We start from the raw sequence: 20975 nt of genomic DNA, 5'->3' as shown, positions 1-20975 counted from the left end.
CTTTGTGCAGCATTAAAAGATCACTACAATATTGCAGTGGTAACCAATGATATTTATACCCAGGAAGATGCTTTATTCCTGACGCGTCACGAAGCTTTGGATGAAGACCGAATCCTGGGTGTTGAAACGGGTGGCTGTCCACATACCGCGATTCGTGAAGATGCCTCAATGAACTTGGCTGCGATTGATGAGCTGATGAAGCGCCATGGAGAGCTCGATGTCGTTTTTGTAGAAAGTGGCGGTGATAACCTTAGTGCGACCTTTAGCCCAGAACTATCGGACTTAACTATCTACGTGATTGATGTATCAGCAGGCGATAAGATTCCACGTAAAGGTGGCCCAGGCATTACTAAGTCCGATCTGTTGATTATCAATAAAATAGACTTGGCTCCACTTGTTGGTGCTTCGCTAGACGTAATGGATCAGGACTCAAAGAAGATGCGCGGTGAACGTCCTTTTGTTTTCTCAAACCTTAAGAAAGCTGAAGGTCTAGACAAAATTATTGATTTCATTATTAGCGAAGGCATGCTTGAGGCCAAAGAAATTCCACCTGCAAAAGCCGTGGTTTGAGTGCTTGACGACTTAGAATAGAATTAGACTAACTTAGGAGAACACAATGAAATTGAAAACCTTAATGACACAAGCAAGTGCCTTAATCGCCATGATGATGGTGAGCCTTGCCTCACTCGCTCACGAAGGTATGCATGCATCAGGGCAGGCGCACGTGGGCGAGAGCCATATGGGCTTAATGGAAGTTTCTTTGGCCGTGATGGCAATGCTAGCAGTTGGCGCATGGGCATTGAAAGAAGCTAAATCTAAGAAGTAGCATTTAGAGTCAGTCCCCGTGTTTCTGTATGCAGAGCCTTTCGTGGCTCGCATGCGGGCTAGCACGGGGAGTCCAGATAAGGGATGCAACCCTCTGCCTCCTCAAAGGTCAAAACATTAAAGACTATTCACCACCGAGAACACCGAGCGGCATAGGGCCTCCACCGAGAAGACATATAAGAGTTATTAAGGTTGATCTTTACTCTGTGCAGCGAAGCGCTCTGTGTTCTCGGTGGTTCAATGTGTTTACAGAGCCTTCCACGGCTCGCAGGCCGGCTAGCACAGGGTTGATCAGCGAGGGTCGGAACACTCTGCCTACAAACTAGTGTATTAACTGCGTTCTCGCCTCATAAAACTCTGTCGGGCAACTAATCACATCATTTTCCTGAAGCCCCATGAGCTGCATAAATGCGCCATGGTTAACATGAATCAGGTTATGGTGGTCGCCACTTTCAAAGTAAATACTAGGCATCTCTTCCAAGCTTTTATCCCAAACTACTGGTAAGCCATAGACTTGGCCTAGTGCAGGAACCGCACCTTCTTCGCAATCATCAAATAAGCTTTTGAGTTCACACTCATCGACCAAGCGATAATGCGAGGCCTTGCCCATATGCTGGTTGAGCAGATCAGGAACAAGCTGATGTGTTGCAGGTATGACACAGAGTCGGTAGTTATCGCCATCGTGGGTGATAACGGCTTTTGCCATTTGTTTGGCTGGCACGTTAGCAAGTCTGGCACTAGCTAAACTGGTATGAGATTCAGGGTGTTGAATGAGGTCGTAGTGCACGCCAACGCGCGACAAGTGAGCTTCGATTCTAGGAGCAATAGACATAACAAGCACCTCCATAAAAGCGAGTGAATCATCATTGTAACGCTGCGAAAGGTGTTAGGCCAAGAACCCTTTGTGCTTAGTCGAGTGCGCTATAGGGCAAATGGCTATAGCGCACTATCTATCACCCCATATGGTTTTATTTGTGGTCTTTGCAGGGCGCTTAGCGCTGGTGCTCGTTGTATTGGGCTTATTGCGGTTAATCTTCTTTTTTGGGGAGTCCTGTTTTTTCTGCTCAGTCTTTTTATTCGCTGGTCGCTTATTCTTCGGTACGTAATTTAAAATAGATACGGGCACGACTTTTCTCACAGGGAAGCCTTCAATTTCTTTTCGCTCAATAATATGACCTAGCCGGCTCTCTATTGCACAAAGATTCTTAAAATCTCCCATTGAGACAAATGAGATCGCTTCGCCAATGGCACCTGCTCGGCCTGTTCGTCCAATTCTATGAATGTATTCCTCAGGCTTAAAGGGCAGGTCATAGTTAACCACTCGGCTTAACTTACCAATATCAATTCCGCGTGCAGCGACTCCGGTAGCCACCAAGAACTTAATTTCGCCAGATTTGAAATCATTCAGTATTTTAGCTCGCATTGCTTGGCTACGGTCACCGTGAATTGCTTCTGCGTGAATACCTCGTTTGCCTAACTGAGCGGCAAGTTTCGCAGCGCCATGTTTTTTCTCAATAAAAATTAGCGCCTGATCCCACTGATTCTCAATAATGAGATGACTCAATAGCGCAGACTTTTTATCTTTATCGACCGTAATCAACCACTGGTCAATGGTGGTCGCGGCAGTTGCCTCGGGCGAAATGGCGATTTCCAAGGCTTCGTCTTTAACCGTCTTAGCGAGGAAGCGTACGTCATCGGTTAGGGTTGCAGAAAACAACAAGCTTTGACGCTCGCTCGGAAGGCGATCAATGATTTTATTGATCTCATCAATAAAACCCATGTTTAGCATTCTATCGGCTTCGTCTAAGATCAGGACTTCTAGTTCGTCAAAATGAACTGCACGGTCATAGACCATTTCAAGTAAACGTCCTGGCGTCGCGACCAGAATATCAACACCTTCAATGAGTCTCTTTTTCTGAGGCTCTGCAGCGATACCACCGTACATAGCCATTGACTTTAGGTTGAGGTACTTCCCGTATTGCGTAATATTGGCTTCAATTTGCTCAGTCAGCTCACGAGTCGGGGTAATAATTAATGCTCGTATGCGCTTGCCGCGATAGTTGTAGGGAACATTAAGTTTTTCAAGCAATGGCAGCACAAAGCTCGCTGTCTTACCTGTACCGGTCTGAGATGCCGCGACCACATCTCTGCCAGCTATGATAGCTGGGATAGCTTTACATTGAATAGGGCTTGGTTCGGTGTAGCCTTTGTCTGTGATGGCCTTTAGAATGGGATCGCTTAATCCAAGCTTAGAAAATGGCATGTACACCTCAGTATCGCGTTAATCTAGGGAGTGGATTGTGCCAATAGGCTGGGTTGAAAGCTATGGTTATTTTTTGAGAGACAAGCATGGTAAGAGAAATTCGTATTGCACAAGCAACATTATCAACATATCCATGTATTATTCGGTTAGACATTTGGAAGACTAAGGCTCAATGCGATGAATGCATCAATAGTCAAAAGCTTAAACAGTTAGTAAGCGGAGAAGCAATATGGATATGGACGAATCAGTAAATGTACTTGGCGAAGTCTTGGAACTATGTGGAAGCGACCCCGTCACAGGGTATTATCGAGATGGAAAATGTAATACCTGTGAAGCAGACACAGGTTCACATACGGTTTGTATCGAAGCGTCTAAAGACTTCTTAGAATATTCCAGGTTTAAAGGGAACGACCTGTCTACACCAGTGCCTGAATACGGCTTTCCCGGCTTGAATCCCGGCGATACCTGGTGTCTATGCGCGGTTCGTTGGTTGCAAGCTCAAGAAGATGGTATGGCACCCAGAGTTCACTTAACTAAAACGCACATAAAAGCCTTGGAAGTCATTCCCTTGGAGCGGCTAAAGCCTTATGCGGCAGACCTAAATTAAGTCTCTGTCTCGGTGCTTGCAGCACTTTTTGACTGATCTAGACGGCCTAAATAATAGTGCTCTATTAGAATAGAAGCGATAAGGGAACACCAAGTTTCTATGTTGGTTTGAGTGCTAATTGGCGAACGTGCGATTAATTTTCTAAGTAAATGGCTAGAAATACCCTGATCAATCAATGCTCGTTGATAACTTAGTGGATGCCAGGTCAAAGAGCTCATTCAAAGGTGCGATAGCTGCGCTCGCCAGTTGAAAGAAATCTGCTCCTGAACGACTATCTACCGAAGAATTGAGCAGCTTGGTTTCGATAAAGCTCTGTAGTTCGGAGATTTTTGTTTGAGCGTTTTTAATCGCTGAGGTCGAGTGCTTATCATCTAGAATGATCACTCTTTTTTCGCCGGGCTTTCTTTCAAGAAAAACCTTATTTAGCGATTCAAACTGAGTGCTTACACGGTCATTCAAGTACTTCAATTTTATTCGGTCTAGAGCTGAACTCTTTCCTTCGGAAACAATACCCATACCGATGGCTCGGGTTTGGCCTATTGATTCAATCGTATCGAGTAACTCCTTCCATATTACATCTAAGCCTGCTTCACGAGATAATGCTACGAGCAGACTATTCTTTTCAGTTTGGTTTTCAATCAAATAGAGCAGATTTGTGATGAGTCGGTTATGTTGGTCGATATTGTTGTTTGCTTCAATTGTTAGGGCACGTGTTTCAAGTCGCTGCCAATGACTTGATATACCTTCAAATAACTTGTCTTTTGTCAGTGATGGGTGATTGCTAACTAATGATGCCCATAGTTTGTTAACGTCTGCTCTCACGGTTTTTATATCTGCTTGTAATGTTTTCTCACCGTGAAGATAGCCTGTGGTTAAGCCGCGATGTTTTTGAATTTGAATCAATAAGCTTTTGAGTGAATTGAGCTGCGCCAAACAGTTTTTAAGTTCCAGTTTTTCGGCATGTTTTTTTCGATTGGTACTAAACCAAACCAGCACACTTGCAATGACTATGAGGACTAAGGAGAGGGTAATGATCATAAACTGTTCTCCATTGGTTCTTTTGATTGGCTTGATTTATTTGCCAGGTATTTGGCGATATTAACCGTTTCGTCAGCGATTGCTGTATTCTCATCTGCTTGTGATAGCAGTGTTTCAACATTGAAAGCAACTTCGTTGGTTGCGTAGCTTTGTTGCTCTGTTGTCGTAGATATATGAGAAATCTTGTCACATATTTGATCGACGACTTTATCGAGGGTACCTAGATTGGCTTCAAGGTTTTGGATGCTATGATAGTTTTCTCTGGCTTTACTGACGACATCATGGACCTGCTGTTTCACACTGCCCATCTGCTTGTGAGATAACTCAATACTGTCGCTAATATCGTTTGCTGATTCTCGGGATCTGATTGCCAGATTTCGAACTTCATCGGCCACGACTGCAAAGCCTCGCCCATGCTCACCAGCGCGTGCCGCTTCGATTGCAGCATTTAAAGATAGAAGGTTGGTTTGATCGGCAATTTCCCGAATGATGTTAGACATTGCTGCAACATTGTTTGACTGCTCAAACAAGACATCCACCATTTTGACGCTTTCTTCAGACAAGGCAGTCATCTTCTCAATCTCAATGCAGGCTTTTTGCGCTTCGGCACGCCCTTATGCAATTTGCTTACGTGAAGTATCAATGTCGGCATGGGTTTCTCGAACTTGCGTTGCAACATCGCTCACGCTGGCACTCAGTTGAGTGACTGCTGCAGCCGAAGAGGAGATTGCCTGCTTTTGTTCCATGGCATTTTTTGCCGAGGTTGAAGCGCTGATCGATAACTCACTCGCCATATGGTTAAACTCAGTAAAGTAACCGTCTCTATGCTGAACAGAGCGTTCTTGATTGAGTAAATAGTGGCGTAGTGCTTCCAGGACGGAGTGTCCAGATCGAGAATGGAGAGGGAGGTCTCGGTGTTGTACACCGTTTTGTTGAAGTAAGCGTGAAACATCTTTGAGAGGTGCAAAAAACTGGTTTCGTTTATAGATCAGGAATATAGATGAGAGCCCAGAAAGAGCAATAAGAAAAACGGTCCAATATGACGAGGGCTGTATTAGCCACGATGTTAGTGTAATGATCGTTAGTAAGGCGATAAAGGGAGTACTGTCTAGTTTCTCAGCCCAAGGCATATTTCGCATGACAAAGCTCCTCTTGGAAATGCCGATGAATTTGAGTGTTTGTATTACAGAGGAGCAAGTACTATGCCGCAGAGTAACTAAGGATTGTTACTGTTTGTAAGGTCTACGGACGACGCTGGTCTTAGCGGGTTTGAGTGTGAGGAGCAATAATAAGGCATAGTTTATTGTTGGGGTTTTTGCCCTACTAAAATGCGAGATGGATCGTTGTGGTGCATGAATTCACACATTAGCTGCTAAATTTTTTTATTCCAACGTGCCTCCTTGGTATTTCTGAACCGCTAAACTTTCGCAGAGCAAGAGGCACTTAAGGCAGGACATACACCCATAAGTCTACAAGATCTAACTCGTCTTATATGCTAGGCGGCAATTAAAGGCTTTACATCGAGTTCACTTCGATTAGCTTCCGCCTGCCACAAATCATATTGTGTTTGCTGATTCAACCAACTTTCAGCTGATGTATTAAACGCAATCGAAAGCCTCACCGCCATTTCAGGGCTAATACCTGCTTTACCGTTAACAATACTAGAGAGTGTTTTTCGACTAACGCCTAATGCTTCAGCCGCTGCAGTGATACTTAGCTCGAGAGGCTCAAGACAAAGCTCTTTAATAATCTCGCCTGGATGTGGAGGGTTGTGCATTAGCATAATTTCACCTCAGTGATAATCTTCGTAATTTACAATTTCTGCATGTTCCCCATTGAAACGGAACGTCACCCTCCAATTCCCACTAACACGAACAGACCAAACATCTGAACGCTTACCAGATAAGGAGTGCAGAAATAGCCCCGGTAAATTCATATCATCTGGGGAAGTAGAAGCATTAAGTCGGCCTAAAATAAGTTTTAAACGCTTAGAGTGCTTTACTTGAATACCTGAAGTTTTTCCTGCTTTGAAGAACTTCTCGAGGCCTTTGTGTTTAAATGATAGAATCATAAGCCGAATTGTAACCTGATACGACTCAGTTATCAATAAGAGTAATCGGGGTCAGAGTAACATTTACCAATCAACCTTCAATCCTCGGCCTACCCGCTTTTCCAGGAACCACTCGACGATGATACCTTCGCTCAATCTGTTCCTTGAACCCTTCACTACCTATCGCTATTCCCTTGTTAACCGCCTCGCGTATATCTGTGATCATTTCTTCATCTACATGATGCCTAAACAATTCTCTATAATTATTTAACCTTTCATCAGTCGACTTGCCCAGTGCCAAATACTCTTTATGCGGGTTCAATAACCCTGATACTTTACCTAAAGCATTACACTGATAACTTGACCAATAATAATCACCTGGATCTTCAACCATATTGGCGACTACTGGATTTAGCTAAATATATCTATAACATTCCAATAAGTAGCGCTCTGATTCAACTAAGCTGCTTTAAGGGGACTGAGGGATTCTTTTTTAATCAGAGTTCTGTACCAACTAAAAATCCGTTAACTGATTACTTTATAATCCCTCCGTCCCCTTTTACTGCTGCGGATGCAGTGAAACACTTGAGTCCCAAAGTCGGTCCCACAGTAATGTAAGCTTTGTCCAATCAAGTGAATCGTTGACACGTATGGCTTTGATAGGCGAAATAGTCGATACTTGAGTATCTTGGTTTACTTGTTCTGCAATGGCGAAATTGAATGCATAAGCGCCTTCAACGCCCATTCTTAGGTCAGACATGACTATTCGATCTTCACGAGTTTCAGCTTTGTAAAAACCTTTGGTAAACCATACCAGTCGTTGGGCATCCCAATGGCTTTCTAAGCCTTTTAATAACTCGGTGCCTTTAGGGTAGGTCTTAAATTCGATTGTATTCGTGTCTTCCCAAATACTCACATGTGAGATGCTGTAACGATCGCCTTCATCTATCACTATTCGCCATAAGAAAGAGCTCAATGGCATAGGTGTACTGATGGTAGATACGACTTTGCTTGTTCCTTTCTGATTGAGCCAAGCGGTGGCAATTTTCTCTTCCGCGATATGTTTTGCAAAGACGCCCCAGCATAGGTATAGCGATGAAATAGCGAAAGCTGAGGTGGTGATCATGGTGGCTTTCTTTGAAATCCAAGTATTCCTGTAGGCGAGAAACAGCGCAAGTAAAAGCGGCAGCGTATAGAATGGGTCGATAATAAATACGCTTGATAAGCCAAAGGGGTGCTCTGTTAGCGGCCAGAACAATTGAGTTCCATATACGGTGCAGGCGTCGAGTAGGGAGTGAGTCCAAAAAATCGCGAGAATCGCAATGAACCATTGCTTGGATATTGGACGATAGCTTGGGCGAAAGTGCAGTATTAACCATGTTAGTAGGGGCGCCACAGCGATCTGGATAATCAGACTGTGGCTAAAGCTTCTATGATAGGTAAAGTCTTCAACTTGGCCCCCAAAAGGAATAAGTACGTCAAGGTCTGGCAAAGTCCCCAGAATTGCCCCGATAATTGGAGCTGTACGGCCGATATGTTTACCTAATAATGTATGGCCAACAGTGGCGCCTAGTGCTGCTTGGGTTAGTGAGTCCATGTTTGTCTTCTTTCACATCTATATATTTTACTTATCTACTGTTTACGACTCCCATGATACACCTAGATGACCAAATATAGATCACATAATATGTGATCCAAATACTAAACATTGACGTAATACCTAGTGTTGTTCATAAAAACTGTTGATGAGAGATTGGTGACACTATGGCTAGGTTAATAGAATCCAAAGAAACCCTTGATGCAATTAGAGTTAAGGCGCTATCTAACGCTAAGGAACTCGGTACTTATAACACGCGTTCTTCCTTTCAGTTAGGACGGAAAGTTTTAACTTTCTCAGAATTGTGCCACCGCTCACCTCGCAGGCTTTTTTAGTCTGTTAGCACCATTGCGTTGCATCTTCAGTTCTGCAAGTAATCATTGCACTTTGCTTGGGCGTGACTCTTCCTTGTCGCACTTTAAATAGCACTCGCCTGTATTTCTGTTTCTTACGTACATCTTGTTACATATTAATTTGCTTAATAAAAACAATTGATTAGCTTCGTGTTAAGTGGTCTGCCTTGATGTGATTTTACTAGTGGGCATGGCTTTTGCCCCTTCTTTGATGTTGATGACATTTATTGTCCTTTAAATCAGGAAAAAGAATGGGTCTAGAAAGTTATGTCTACTGCTCGGCGTTATCCTAAACATATTTTGTTTTTATTGTCATGTCCCTTGCCTGTGTGAGTGCTAGCATTTTGATTTCAGGTGTTACCTGGAATGCCTTGCTTATTGCCTTGCTTGGTGTCATTGCTCTTGCTTTGATGCTTTGGCAATGTGCTTCTGCCCAGGCATTGCAGCAGTTAGCGCATTTGCTTCAACTTCCGGATAGTCAGTATCGCGATTTACCTTTAGAGGGTTTAGGTAAAGATGAAAGCCTAAAAGCCTTCAAGGATTATTTACTTAGCCATGAACGCTCAGAACAAAGCAAGGAGGAGTACTTTGCTGAGTTTGTTCATATGGCCAGAGAACTCTCAATTAGTGCCTTGTCGGCATCAACCAATGCAAAAGAGCAAAAGGCTTCGATTACCTCATCAGCAGCGGCTGTGACTGAGTTGAGTCAGAGTGTGGAAGATGTAGCGGCACAAATCAAATATGTTCACGACGACATAGAACGCTCGCGTGAGCAGACAACTGAAGGTATCGCTGAGGCCCAATCTGCCACAAATGAAATAAGCCGTATGGTCGGTTTATCTAAAGAAAGTGAGGTACTGGTTACAGAGTTGTTGGAGCATACCAACAATGTCGCAGCGATGTCGAAAATCATCATTGATATATCGGAGCAGACTAACTTGCTATCGCTTAATGCTGCGATAGAAGCGGCGCGAGCAGGCGAACATGGGCGAGGGTTCGCTGTGGTCGCAGACGAGGTTCGAAGTCTTTCAATTCGTTCTAGAGAGTCAGCTAATGAAATAACCGAAAGCATCAATAATGTGCAAAAACGAATGGTAGGCGTTACCGATAAGTCTTGTCAGGTAATGCGTGCTGCAGAAGATAACGCTGCGCGTATCAACCAGCTTGAAGGCTCTTTGGGAACGATCGCAAATATGATCGATAGCATTACAAACAAAATGCTCGTGATTTCGACAGCAACGGAGCAACAGAATATTGCAACGCGTGAAATCTCCGAAAATGTTGAGGCTTTATTAGGTAGGGCAAATGACAATTCCGTCATTGCAGATGAGACAGTTAAGGTTGCAGAGTATCTTGCAGACCGCGCTGAACGCTCACAAGCTAGTATAGAGAAGGAGTAAAGTTTGTCAGGTTTATTAATAGCGTTCGTCACCATTATTCTTGGGGTGCTTGTTTGTGTTAAGGCGATGAGCAGTAAAAAACGTAAGCACATTGAGGCCTTGTATACCAATATTGGATTGGTTAAAAACTTAAAGGTATTACTTATATTCATTCAGCAACATCGAGGCCTAACGACGGGTTATCTTCATGGTGATCGGTCTTTAGATAATGCTGTCAGGCAGGCGAAGCAACGAGTCGATAATCAGTGGCGAGTAATTGAGAACGACCACCCCTTAATTATAGAGGATCAGTTGTTCGAAGGTATCTCAACTCACTGGAAACGTCTGTCGTTTCGTTGGCAGCAGAAAGCAGTGACCAACAATATTGAACAGCACAATCGGCTTATTATCAACTTGCTGTACCTGATAGAAAATCAAGCAGAAAGTTATCTACCCATGCTTAGTTTTGGTCGTGACTCTGGGTTAGATGTTATTTGGAAGGAATTGCTTGAGACAATTGAAGCGATTGGGCAAACGCGTGCTATTGGTATGGGGGTCGTAAGTTGGATCAAACAGAAGATAATAGGCGTCTGTCTTCAGCACTTCTAAGTCCATCAACCCAACAGGCAACGCAATCCCATCTTTCTTAGCTTTCAGTTCCCGAGTCATTATAGTTAATTACCCAGTCAGAAGTCTTATGAAATTCAGGTGACTCAAAACGATGTCTCATGTTTAAGACAGATTCGTAGAAGACATCTTCCAATAGAAAGTTCACAATAAATGCCGGAATAAAACCACCCGGCTCAGTATGCCCTTGCCAGACGATTCTGGTTTTCTCGTTGCCTTCAGGAATCAGTACTAGTTCATTATTAACTTTAGGTGTTCGAATAACACCTTCATTTTTGGGTAGAGCATCGCCTTCAAACCATTCTTTAATTCGAACGACTTTTGAATCAGTTTCCTGTGTTAGTTGCTGGCCTGCGACGATATCTCTGTCAGCCAGTGGCCAGGGTAAACCCATTCTCATATAGATTTTTCTGGAACGTTCATCGTCAAAGGGCTCGATTTCATATGCGTCTACCATGTCTTTGACCCATTCAGGGAAGGTCTTGATATCAGAGAAATTGGCAACAATATTAGATAGCTTTGATTGCACCACTTGCTCTGCTTTAAAGGCAATAAAGTCACTGCCCGGCCAGTCGCGGGTAAACACCTTGATGCCATTTTTTTCTAGCATTAAGTCCCAACCGCTATCGTCCAGGGCCGGAGGGAGGTCAGTTCGATAGGCTTCAAGCTCAGCAGAGACGGTCGTAGAAAAAATACTTAATGTGACCATCAAATATTGAACGGTAGAAAGTACAGTATGTTTCATGAATTTATTACCTAACTAAGCAGTGTCTAAATCATTTTACTTTGAAATTTAGACCAGTAATGTGAGTTGCTCGGCATTGTTTCTTACTGACGTGATACAAGGAATATGTCTCGATATGTGGTTATTTATATCTATCATGCCGCGCATAAAGTTTGTCATAGATAAACTGTCTGAACCAACGATGCATTGGGTCATGGTGCATCCGTGCGTGCCAAAACATGGCGATCTCTAAGGGTGGAATGGGGAAAGGAGCGCTAACGACGGTAAACTTATCCTGGTCGACATAACGTCGAATAAAACCACTGGGTAACAGAATCATATAATCGGTCGCGGCGATGATTTCCAGCGCAGCAAAAAAGTGTGGCACCGTGAGCGCGACCTTTCGTTGTTGACCAATGCTTTTAAGGTAGTCATCAACCGGACTTTTGCTGGTGCCTGAGGAGCTAATTACGATATGGTTCATACCAATATATTCTTGTAAGTCTATCTTTCCTTCAGAGGGATGAGACTTCCTGATAACGCCTGCGTAGTTATCTTGAGCAACGATGCGTTGGTGTATGTTATCGGGTGGAGAGGTGACGCCACCAATCATCAGGTCTACCTGATTATGTTCAAGCTCAGTGAGTAGGCTTGAGCGCCAATCAACTGTTGATAAACTTAACTTTGGTGCGGCTTCTTGCAATAGCGGAACTAATTTTGGTAATAGGTTATTAGTGCCATAGTCGGTCGTTGCAAGTCTTAAGGTACCTTCGTAATCTTTAGGGCTGAACTCGATAGGGTCAAGTAAAACACTGATTTGCTCGAGTGCCTGATTCACTAAGGGAAGCAGTTGTTCAGCGTTCTTAGTCAGTAATAAACCTTTTCCAGAGCGCACAAGTAATGGGTCTTGAAAGGCTTCTCTTAGTTTACCCAAGGTTCGGCTAACTGCTGATTGTGTGAGGTTTAATTGTTCTGCCGCCCGTGTGACATGCTTTGTTTCCAGCAACAGTTTTAATACTACAAGGCTATTCAGATCGAACTGGCGAAGTGTGACTAGATTCATGAGCAAGGCTAACCCACAGCTATTGGTATGATTTAAAATCATAGCATACATAATAATAATGAATTGTATTTATGTGTTCTCTGCCTGCATACTGAACTCGAATTTTTTGATCGCTCGTTGTAAAGAGGTCGTTATGAGCAAGCAAACTGAAGCGTTATATGAAAAGACTATTGAAGTGCGATGGGCTGACTGTGATGCGAATCAGCATATGAGGCATTCTGCTTATTCTGATCTGTGTGCGCATACTCGAGTTGCGTTTCTTAATGAGATCGGTATGACGGCGAAGTGGTTTAAGCAACATAATGTAGGCCCCGTTCTTTTTAAGGAAGAGACTGAGTACAAAGCCGAAGTTAATATAGGTGATGAGTTGCGCGTAACAGTGGAGCCAGGTGAGCCAACTGGTTTTACCAAAACTGTGCAGATGCTACAAAATATCTATAAGGCCAATGGTGAACTATCGGCAGTTCATCGTTGTGTGGTGGGCTGGATGGACCTTGAAGCGAGAAAGATAATTGAGTTGCCCGAGAAGATTAAAGAGCTGTATTTGATAGAAGCGCTAGTAGAGGTCTGATTCTTTAGTGGTGTTCTTAATCGCTCAGGTTTTGAATGTCGCTATTAGTCTCATATAGACTGTGTTGTATGGAGCGTTAGCCTGCTTTATTAGTTTCCTTAGCCCCACTTGCATGGTCTTCTTACGCGATATGGTATTTACCCAAGGCGGTAAAGTGTGCTCTAGTAATGCAAATCTACCGGCTTATGCAATAGAAGGGGACTACCCAAGATACTCTGTATCGATGAGGATGCCTTCGCGCCGGAAGCTTCGATGACTACTAAAAAACAACAATCAGAGGCAGCACACTAATGAATCAAGAAACGATTTATATCACCGGTGCAGCGAGTGGCATTGGCCAGGAAATCGCACGGCGCTACGTAAAAACGGGTGCCAACCTGGCCTTATTCGATCTAAAGTTTGATGAGCAGGCAAAATCGCTTATTGAGGATCTAAGGCATAACTCCAGTCAGGGTATTGCCTATTACGAAGCCGATGTGACAGACCTGGATGGCCTGCTTAAAGTAGTTTCAGAAGCGGCGTGTCATGTGGGATTACCAACGATAGCCTTGCATTGTGCAGGTATTAATCGCACTGGTTTATTTGAAGCTGTACCAGCTAAAGAGTTTGAGACTGTTGTGACAGTTAACCTTTTTGGTTCTCGTAACTTTGCTCAGGCGACTATTCCTTTATTGAAGAAAAACAAAGTGCCTAGCAAGTTAGCCTTGGTGGCTTCTATGGCAGGGTTGGTCGGTACTTATGCCTATACCTCTTACAATGCCTCTAAGTTTGGGGTGGTGGGTTTAGCTCAGGCCTTGCGCACCGAACTGGCGCCTGAAGGTGTAGCGGTTCAAGTGATTTGTCCGCCAGAAGTTGATACGCCGATGGTGCATGAAGAACACAAAACTATTCACCCGGTTACCTTGAAGCTAAAACTTACAGCCGGTGCACTGACCTTGGAGCATGCGATTGACGATATTATGAAAGGCTTGGAATCGAAGCGTTTTTACATCATTCCAGGCAAGCTCGCCCGGATGACCTATTGGATGAACAGACTGATTCCCGTAAAGCTAGTTAATTTCTATATTGATTCGATTGTCAGAAACGTATTGAAACAACAAAAATAATAGGCAGGCCGCAATGAAGAAAGTATTTATTACCGGCGCAAAAGGTTTTATCGCACAAAGTCTGGCGCGTTGCCTAAATAAAAAAGGTATCGAGACCTGTGGGATTGATCTAAGTGCCAATCAGGAACAAAACATCATACAAGCTGATTTATTTGAGCCAGAGAGATGGCGAGACATGCTAGCTGGTTGTGACACCCTCATTCACACGGCTGCAGTGGTCTCTAATGCTGCAACAGAAGAGGAAACCTGGCGCGTTAATGTGTTGGGTACGCAGACTGTATTAGATGAAGCGGCAAAGTGTGATAACAAAAAGCGCTTTCTGCACTTTTCCTCCGTTGCCGCGTTGGGCTTAAGTCACACCGGAGCAATGGATGAAAATACTGCCTTGAGGGCTTGCGGTCAGAAATATTCAGACTCCAAACTGGCTAGTGAACATTTGGTTCTGAACTACAACAATGCAGGAAAAGTGGATGCCACCATTATCCGCCCTGCAGATGTTTACGGTCCGGGCTCCCGACCCTGGACCGTGACGCCAATTGACATGATGAAGCAAAAGAAATTCATCGCCCCGAAAGAAGGTATGTTCGGCCCAGTGTATATTGATGACTTGGTTGAGGGCTGTTATTTGGCACTGAACTCAGACAAGGCAATCGGACAGATTTATATCCTATCAGGCATGGGGCAGGTGAGTAATCAGGAGTATTTTTCTTTTTTAGCCAAAATGTTAGGTTTGGACTCGGCAAGAACACTTTCCAAACAGCTGCTTTATCCTATCGCTTTTGCCGCGGAGCGAATGGCTCATCTTTTCGGTAAACGTACAGAATTAAATCCTTCTACCGTTGCGATGCTATCGAGGCCTAGTGCTAAATATATCCATGATAAGGCCAGTGCAGAGCTAGGGTATCAGCCTAAAGTTAGCCTTGAAGAAGGTATGGCTAGGAGTGAGCAATGGCTGCGTGAGCAGGGAGTGATATAAAACTACCTCATCATGTAGACAGAAAGTCCCAACCCTCGCTGAGGCGACTGATTACTATGAGCTTTAGAGTCTGACTCGCTCAATTTTTTGTACAAGATAGGCGCTGCTTATTTTCAGTCATCACAATAATTCGCTCTGGTTGGGATAAAAAATATGACGGCTTCATGCCTAGCATCATATTAAAAGTATGGGTGCAATGAGATAGGTCGACAAAACCCGCATCAATGGCGGCGTCGGTTAAACTCTTTCCTCTGCTGATTTCGACTGCGGTGACAAATAACCTATGCCATTGACGATACCTGCGTATGGGTACGCCTGTTTGTTTTTTGAAGACTTTGGTGAGTCCAGGTACTGACAAGTTCACTGTATCAGCGAGACTCTCAATAGATAGGTTTGTGTCAATAGAATCCTTGATCAAATCGACTACCTTAGATACGCGTTTATCACTGTCAAAAGGCTTCTTTACACATGTTTTGAATAGGCTATCAATCTCATATTTGGTTTCGCTCGTGGAGCGTTCTGAGTCGTAAATATCAATAACAGACTGTCTGAATAATTGTTCGTTGCCAAACTCGCTAAAAACCCCTTGGCCCATATCGCGGCAGAGGTCGGATAAGGCGCTAAAGTCCCGCCCCATAACATCTAGATTACAATTTGCGATGACCTGATGTTGTGTATCTATCGTTACAGAGCAGCCCGGTTTTAGTAATACGCATGTGCTTTCAAAACAAATGTTCTGATCTTTTGACTCAACTTTAATAGGACCGCCCAGTGACAGGGTCAGAGTTGCAGCGCCTTGGGATAAGTTCAGTGGCTCTTCAAGCCTGCCAATAAAGAGCGTTCGTTCTTCCCATAGATACAGGAGAGACTTCTTGTTCATTGTTATTAGATCTCGGTACATGTGTACGCTAAAGATAGGCCTTTTGAAGAAAATAGTCCTCTTTTTCATGTTAGTTATGAGAACCAAAACTCACTAGTGATAGAAAAACGAGGGGAGTATCAGATTATACAAGCGAAGTAGTAGGGCTTGGTGTCAGTGTTTAAAAGGCTGGTATTTAACTCAGTATAAAAATAAATTTGAGGATATATCTATGAAAAAGACACTCGCATTAACGGCTGCTCTCACATGTGCAGCAGCTGCTCCGACACAAGCAGGATTCTTTTCTGATTATTTTAGTTACACGAAAACAGAAAATCCAATCATGTTAGTACCTGGAATATTTGCCTTCGACTCAATTTCTATTGTCGATTATTGGCATCAGATTCCGAGCGCTATTGAAAGTCGTGGTGGTGAAGCTTATGTAGCTAAGATCAATGCTTTTGATAGTTCTGTGGGCCGAGGTGAAGAGCTGATCGCTCAGCTTGAGGAAATTAAAGCAAGTTCCGGTGGACGAATCGAAAAGTTCAACCTAATGGGTCATAGCCAGGGTGGTATGACTTCGCGTTATGTAATGGAAACACGTCCTGACCTTGTTGCGTCGGTTACTACGATGCATACGCCACATACTGGTTCGCCTATTGCAGACTTGGTGACAGATGTAGCTCCACCAGAAACAATTCGTGGAACGTTATTTGGCGCGTTTGCTAATGCAGTCGGTGATCTAGTTAACTTATTATCAGACAATAAAAAGTCCGACTCTGATATTTACGCTATGTTGGGAGAGTTTAATGCTCAAGGTGCAGCGCAATACAATGCAACTTACACGCATGGCTTACCGACAACTGAGTGTGGTAATGGGCCTTCGCAAGTGACGATCAATGGCGAAGATATCAAGCTCTATTCATGGAGCGGCACAGGTCATCTGACTGCTGTTGGGGATATTTCAGATACCTTGTTTGCCATCACAGGTTTAGCGTTTGATTCAGGTGAAGATAACGACGGTATTACCGGGCGTTGTGCATCTCACTTTGGCCAGGTTATTCGTGATGATTACTTCATGAACCACATTGATGCCAATAATCATGTCTTAGGATTAACATCATTGTTCGAGACTGATCCAAAGACCTTATTTAAGAAACATGCTAACCGCCTTAAGAAGGCTGGCCTATAAACGATTCCTAGAGAATTATGTGCTTTCCAATTTGGGCAATCAGGCAACCTTATACTGGAAATGCCGTTTTGGGGTCCTATGGGCCCCACTTTTTTAAGAGGTTATTATGACGATAAAAACCGGGTCGATTGCATCGATAGCAGTCATTTTCGTGGTATCGATTGCTTTGTATGAATACTTTGGTTACGCAGAAATAGGCTCGGATAGTGCGCCTGTTACTATGATAGAAGCCAGAAAAATTAACGAGTCTTTGTATCACAAACCCTATGAAGTGGAGGGTATCAAAGCGCTTTCTTCTTCATCACTCGCGGGAACTGATGTGAATCACAACTTAAGTGTTGATGAAAGTCAGAACTTGCTGGCTGATGAAGGTCTTAAAGATATGTTCGAATACTTCCTATCTACTCTTGGAGAGTATGAACTAGAGCAGGTCATTGCTTCAATCCAAGAAACTATTAAAGCAGAGCTAGGCGAGCCGGCTCGTTCACAAGCTCTGGACCTACTTAAACGTTATATTGACTACAAAATCGGTATCGAGGAGCTTCAGCAGGGTTTTGTTGTATACGATTCGGGAGTAAATATGCTCGATAAACTGATAGCTCAGCAGTCTGAGATTAAGACCTACAGAGAGCGCTTCTTTGATCAAGTTGAATATGAAGCATTCTTTGCTTCTGAAGATATCCAGAACAGGTTCTTGATTCAGCAGTTAAAAATCAACAGTGATGAAACACTAACAGCAACAGAAAAACAACAACATATAGAGATAGCGAGCCTTGAACTACCAGAGGACATTAGAGCAACGAGGCAGCGCGCTCAGCAACATGCATTGCTATCAGAACAAGTTAGAAAAATGAAAGCCGATAATGCGCCCGTTAGCGAAGTGTATCAGCTGCGGGAGAACATGCTAGGGAGTGAGGCTGCGGCAGCGCTAGCCGATTTAGACAAACGTCGAGCGCAATGGTCGCAGAGACTTAGCAGCTTTTCCGCTGAGCGAAAAACTGTCTTAGATTCTAGCTTAAGTGAACAAGATAAGGAGCAATCCATTTCTGAACTGTTGGCCTATCACTTTGATGAAACAGAGCGTAAGCGCGTTAGTGCTCTGATGAGTGATGACAGGCTTCCATAGGTGCCAATTCGAATTGAAATGGACAATTAAAGGGCTCAGTCCAGAATGGTATACTGTTACGTACTTGTAGCCAAAAGGTTCGATCTGGCGCGATAAAGGTCGTGATAGACAGAATTCGATCTTACAGACGAAAATGGGGCACTCGGCATAGCAATTCAACACCCACAGGCAAAAAAGTCCGCAAGTCTGCCATTCAGAAGACATATACAGATAGGGATTATTCAGCCAAACTTTGCGTTTAGTGAATTAACGAAAAGAGCACAGGCTGTGTGAAAACTGTGGTTCAGTTTTTGCTGTGAGCAGATCATAAATATACGCAAGTATCATTTTCGAATTAACAAGTTTGGTATAATTCTCAACAGCTTAAAAACAAGGAAGTGAGCTGTTATGTCCCACCATATTAAGGGTAAAAGCCGATCTCAGGCGACATTTTTCCCTGAAGTCCTCGATGACTTCGTCAGTACTGAAAACCCTGTCAGAGTGATTGATGTTTTTGTTGATGAGCTCGACTTAAACGAACTTGGCTTTAAAGGTGTTGTCCCAAAAGATACAGGGCGTCCCAATTATCACCCAGCAATGCTACTTAAGTTATACCTCTACGGCTACCTGAACCGAATTCAATCCTCACGCCGATTAGAGCGAGAAGCTAACCGCAATATCGAACTAATGTGGTTAACTGAGAGACTTGCACCAGACTTCAAAACCATTGCAGATTTTAGGAAGAATAACGGTAAAGGGATTAAACAGTGCTGTCGAACGTTCATCGATTTGTGTCGTCAGATGAACATGTTTAGCGATGCGCTTGTCGCGATTGATGGCAGTAAATTCAAAGCATCTAACAACAAATCTAAAAACTATACGCCAAGAAAACTCCAAGCCTCAATGGAACGCGTTGAAAAGCATATCGCTCGCTACCTTAGTCAGCTAGACAAGGTCGACTTAAATGAAAAGGAAGCGGATACCGCTCCCATTGAAGAAAAGCTGGTTTGGCTAAAAGCGCGTCTTTCTGAATTAAAGGAGCTCAAAGAGAAAGTTGAAGCGCACCCAGACAAACAAATCTCTATGACTGATCCAGATTCGCGTCTGTTAAAAACAACCGCGATGGAGAGAAAGGTTTGCTACAACGTTCAGAGCGCAGTGGATTGTAAGCATCACTTGATCGTTGCTCATGAGGTCACCAATACCACCGATAGAAATCAATTATGCAGGATGGGCCAGCAGGCTCAAGCAGCACTAAAGAATGATGAAATTACCGTGCTTGCCGACAAAGGCTATTTTAGCAGCAAAGATATTATTGCGGCGCAAGATGCGGGGATGACGCCACTGGTACCCAATTTTGATACGTCAGGCAGTGAAAAGAAAGGCATCTTCAATAAATCGCTATTTCAATATGACGCCGAGCAAAATGTGTACGTTTGTCCTGCCAAGCAAGCGTTAACACCCAGAGGGCAAGCAAGAGATAAAGGCATGATTTATAGGAACTATAACTGCAGCGTCAAAATTTGTAGAGTTTGCAGCCTGCAAACCCAATGCACCAAAACAGCCACTCCCCGAACAATTCGTCGTTGGGAGCATGCTAGTCGCATTGAAAAGATGACCGAGCTTCTGGAGTCCAAACCTGACAGCATGGTGATCAGACAACAAACCGTCGAACACCCATTCGGTACAATTAAATTATGGATGGGCGCAACACAGCTACTCACCAGAAGATTTAAGGGGGTCAGCATTGAAATGGACTTGCATGTCCTGGCCTACAATCTTAGACGAATGATCACAATTTTTGGTGTCAGCGGCTTAATCAAAGCTTTGATGACCAATGCATCCTAGGCTTAATCTGATTGCAGCTTCCTGTTGAGGCGCTATTTGGCTTGTATGAGCGGACTATTCTAAAAAGGCTGGTAATCACAAAAATCAAACATCGGCGCCAGATACATGACTGTAGCCCTGTGCTGTTTGTTGTGAACGAAATAAAGCTAGATCTATTTGAAATACGAGTTTTCACACAGCCTGAGCACAAAGCGCTACCTTTTTGAACACTACCGTCTATCTTCTTCACAGAGCGGACCTCATGTTAGTGGAGTTGTTTTCCTAGGTCATAAACAGAGGTAATATTGTAAAGTCTAAGGATTTTTAACGGTGCTGGATAAAATCATCAAGAATATTCAATACGCTATCTGATAAGCCAATAAGTTCTTCAACAGCTCCCTGTAGAGATAATGGTTCAGCGCCTGCTCGTGCAAGCTTATAGATCTCTATACCCTTCGCGTGTACTTTCGGATGAACATCTTCATATAGGTCTTTGAAGCGTTTTTTGGAACTTAGCGACTGGCCCTTATCTGACATTAGATACTTCCCAAGACGACATTGGGTATGATCTTTTAGCTCACTCTCTTGTACGCTGTTTTGTCCAAATAATGCAAAACGGATGTAAACGTAAGGCGAAGCGCACATATCCAAGAATCTAATGATTTAGTATGACATTCCATGGCAGCAGATCTTCCATTTCTGCTTGCTGATCTCTTTTACTAAGTGCTTTCAATAGATAATGAAGATAATCGAATGGCACAAGGTCATTTGCCTTTGCCGTTTCAACAATACTGTAAAGTACACTGCTGGCAT

General features: G+C 43.5%; 25 protein-coding genes. 11 read left to right on the top strand and 14 right to left on the bottom strand.

Going from position 1 to position 20975, the window contains the following annotated elements:
* On the top strand, nucleotides 1-570 hold a 570-nt coding region (gene ureG, locus A3735_RS02960; RefSeq protein ID WP_068637566.1), incomplete at its 5' end, for an urease accessory protein UreG.
* A gap of 46 nt (nucleotides 571-616) precedes the next feature.
* A complete protein-coding gene (locus A3735_RS02955; RefSeq protein ID WP_068509676.1) occupies nucleotides 617-826 on the top strand; it encodes a hypothetical protein in 210 nt (69 codons plus the stop codon).
* A 321-nt stretch (nucleotides 827-1147) separates the two neighbouring features.
* Here A3735_RS02955 and A3735_RS02950 read toward each other — a convergent pair whose 3' ends face one another.
* Both A3735_RS02950 and A3735_RS02945 read right to left on the bottom strand, forming a co-directional pair.
* Nucleotides 1148-1657 (bottom strand): aminoacyl-tRNA deacylase, encoded by a 510-nt coding sequence (locus A3735_RS02950; protein ID WP_068512992.1) that lies wholly within the window; start codon nucleotides 1655-1657, stop codon nucleotides 1148-1150.
* A 114-nt stretch (nucleotides 1658-1771) separates the two neighbouring features.
* Nucleotides 1772-3088 (bottom strand): DEAD/DEAH box helicase, encoded by a 1317-nt coding sequence (locus A3735_RS02945; protein ID WP_068512989.1) that lies wholly within the window; start codon nucleotides 3086-3088, stop codon nucleotides 1772-1774.
* A 229-nt stretch (nucleotides 3089-3317) separates the two neighbouring features.
* Here A3735_RS02945 and A3735_RS02940 point away from each other — a divergent pair, with 229 nt between their 5' ends.
* The gene (locus tag A3735_RS02940; protein ID WP_068510255.1) at nucleotides 3318-3695 is read left to right on the top strand and encodes a DUF2237 family protein; all 378 of its coding nucleotides are present in this window, start codon (nucleotides 3318-3320) and stop codon (nucleotides 3693-3695) included.
* A gap of 168 nt (nucleotides 3696-3863) precedes the next feature.
* Here A3735_RS02940 and A3735_RS02935 read toward each other — a convergent pair whose 3' ends face one another.
* The 7 genes from A3735_RS02935 to A3735_RS02905 form a co-directional block, all read right to left on the bottom strand.
* The gene (locus A3735_RS02935; protein ID WP_068512986.1) at nucleotides 3864-4733 is read right to left on the bottom strand and encodes a nitrate- and nitrite sensing domain-containing protein; all 870 of its coding nucleotides are present in this window, start codon (nucleotides 4731-4733) and stop codon (nucleotides 3864-3866) included.
* Nucleotides 4730-5305 (bottom strand): methyl-accepting chemotaxis protein, encoded by a 576-nt coding sequence (locus tag A3735_RS02930; protein ID WP_068512983.1) that lies wholly within the window; start codon nucleotides 5303-5305, stop codon nucleotides 4730-4732. The genes A3735_RS02935 and A3735_RS02930 overlap by 4 nt, the downstream gene beginning before the upstream one ends.
* Before the next feature lie 42 nt (nucleotides 5306-5347).
* Nucleotides 5348-5872, bottom strand: coding sequence for a hypothetical protein (locus A3735_RS02925; protein ID WP_068512980.1), 525 nt, complete (start codon nucleotides 5870-5872; stop codon nucleotides 5348-5350).
* Between the two features lie 356 nt (nucleotides 5873-6228).
* Entirely contained in the window at nucleotides 6229-6510 is a 282-nt protein-coding gene (locus A3735_RS02920) for a HigA family addiction module antitoxin (protein WP_369808245.1), read from the bottom strand.
* Nucleotides 6511-6525: 15 nt separating this feature from the next.
* Nucleotides 6526-6804 (bottom strand): type II toxin-antitoxin system RelE/ParE family toxin, encoded by a 279-nt coding sequence (locus tag A3735_RS02915; protein WP_068512971.1) that lies wholly within the window; start codon nucleotides 6802-6804, stop codon nucleotides 6526-6528.
* A 70-nt stretch (nucleotides 6805-6874) separates the two neighbouring features.
* On the bottom strand, nucleotides 6875-7177 hold the full coding sequence (locus A3735_RS02910; RefSeq protein WP_068516012.1) for a transposase: 303 nt from the start codon (nucleotides 7175-7177) through the stop codon (nucleotides 6875-6877).
* A 165-nt stretch (nucleotides 7178-7342) separates the two neighbouring features.
* Entirely contained in the window at nucleotides 7343-8380 is a 1038-nt protein-coding gene (locus A3735_RS02905; protein ID WP_068516016.1) for a metal-dependent hydrolase, read from the bottom strand.
* A gap of 682 nt (nucleotides 8381-9062) precedes the next feature.
* On the opposite strand from A3735_RS02905, the gene A3735_RS02900 reads away from it, so the two are divergent.
* On the top strand, nucleotides 9063-10133 hold the full coding sequence (locus A3735_RS02900; protein WP_197475994.1) for a methyl-accepting chemotaxis protein: 1071 nt from the start codon (nucleotides 9063-9065) through the stop codon (nucleotides 10131-10133).
* Nucleotides 10134-10136: 3 nt separating this feature from the next.
* On the top strand, nucleotides 10137-10721 hold the full coding sequence (locus A3735_RS02895) for a hypothetical protein (protein ID WP_068516022.1): 585 nt from the start codon (nucleotides 10137-10139) through the stop codon (nucleotides 10719-10721).
* 37 nt (nucleotides 10722-10758) lie between these two features.
* Here the strand turns inward: A3735_RS02895 and A3735_RS02890 are convergent, their stop codons facing one another.
* Nucleotides 10759-11484, bottom strand: a complete 726-nt coding sequence (locus A3735_RS02890) for an START domain-containing protein (RefSeq protein ID WP_068516025.1) — start codon at nucleotides 11482-11484, stop codon at nucleotides 10759-10761.
* A gap of 121 nt (nucleotides 11485-11605) precedes the next feature.
* Nucleotides 11606-12526: a LysR family transcriptional regulator gene (locus A3735_RS02885; protein WP_156508895.1), complete on the bottom strand. Its 921-nt coding sequence runs from the start codon at nucleotides 12524-12526 to the stop codon at nucleotides 11606-11608.
* A 133-nt stretch (nucleotides 12527-12659) separates the two neighbouring features.
* Here A3735_RS02885 and A3735_RS02880 point away from each other — a divergent pair, with 133 nt between their 5' ends.
* The 3 genes from A3735_RS02880 to A3735_RS02870 all read left to right on the top strand — a co-directional run bounded on the left by A3735_RS02880 (nucleotide 12660) and on the right by A3735_RS02870 (nucleotide 15179).
* Entirely contained in the window at nucleotides 12660-13097 is a 438-nt protein-coding gene (locus tag A3735_RS02880) for a thioesterase family protein (RefSeq protein ID WP_068516029.1), read from the top strand.
* Between the two features lie 290 nt (nucleotides 13098-13387).
* The gene (locus A3735_RS02875; RefSeq protein WP_068516032.1) at nucleotides 13388-14203 is read left to right on the top strand and encodes an SDR family NAD(P)-dependent oxidoreductase; all 816 of its coding nucleotides are present in this window, start codon (nucleotides 13388-13390) and stop codon (nucleotides 14201-14203) included.
* A 13-nt stretch (nucleotides 14204-14216) separates the two neighbouring features.
* Nucleotides 14217-15179, top strand: coding sequence for an NAD(P)-dependent oxidoreductase (locus A3735_RS02870; protein ID WP_068516034.1), 963 nt, complete (start codon nucleotides 14217-14219; stop codon nucleotides 15177-15179).
* Between the two features lie 79 nt (nucleotides 15180-15258).
* Here A3735_RS02870 and A3735_RS02865 read toward each other — a convergent pair whose 3' ends face one another.
* Nucleotides 15259-16059 (bottom strand): helix-turn-helix domain-containing protein, encoded by an 801-nt coding sequence (locus A3735_RS02865; RefSeq protein WP_068552958.1) that lies wholly within the window; start codon nucleotides 16057-16059, stop codon nucleotides 15259-15261.
* Between the two features lie 211 nt (nucleotides 16060-16270).
* Between A3735_RS02865 and A3735_RS02860 the strand changes: the two genes are divergently transcribed.
* The 3 genes from A3735_RS02860 (at nucleotide 16271) to A3735_RS02850 (ending at nucleotide 20183) form a co-directional block, all read left to right on the top strand.
* Entirely contained in the window at nucleotides 16271-17230 is a 960-nt protein-coding gene (locus A3735_RS02860) for a triacylglycerol lipase (protein WP_068516041.1), read from the top strand.
* Nucleotides 17231-17336: 106 nt separating this feature from the next.
* Nucleotides 17337-18356, top strand: a complete 1020-nt coding sequence (locus tag A3735_RS02855; protein WP_068516043.1) for a lipase secretion chaperone — start codon at nucleotides 17337-17339, stop codon at nucleotides 18354-18356.
* 387 nt (nucleotides 18357-18743) lie between these two features.
* Nucleotides 18744-20183 (top strand): IS1182 family transposase, encoded by a 1440-nt coding sequence (locus tag A3735_RS02850; protein WP_068634318.1) that lies wholly within the window; start codon nucleotides 18744-18746, stop codon nucleotides 20181-20183.
* Between the two features lie 303 nt (nucleotides 20184-20486).
* Here the strand turns inward: A3735_RS02850 and A3735_RS02840 are convergent, their stop codons facing one another.
* Both A3735_RS02840 and A3735_RS32460 read right to left on the bottom strand, forming a co-directional pair.
* Complete coding sequence (locus A3735_RS02840; protein WP_068509879.1) at nucleotides 20487-20807, bottom strand: CZB domain-containing protein; 321 nt, start codon at nucleotides 20805-20807, stop codon at nucleotides 20487-20489.
* 10 nt (nucleotides 20808-20817) lie between these two features.
* Complete coding sequence (locus tag A3735_RS32460) at nucleotides 20818-20952, bottom strand: transposase domain-containing protein (RefSeq protein ID WP_369808647.1); 135 nt, start codon at nucleotides 20950-20952, stop codon at nucleotides 20818-20820.
* Between the last annotated feature and the right edge of the window lie 23 nt (nucleotides 20953-20975).

It is taken from the genome of Oleiphilus sp. HI0061, assembly GCF_001635675.1.
Note: the sequence above shows the minus strand (reverse complement) of the source record. Positions and strands in the feature narration are given on the sequence as shown.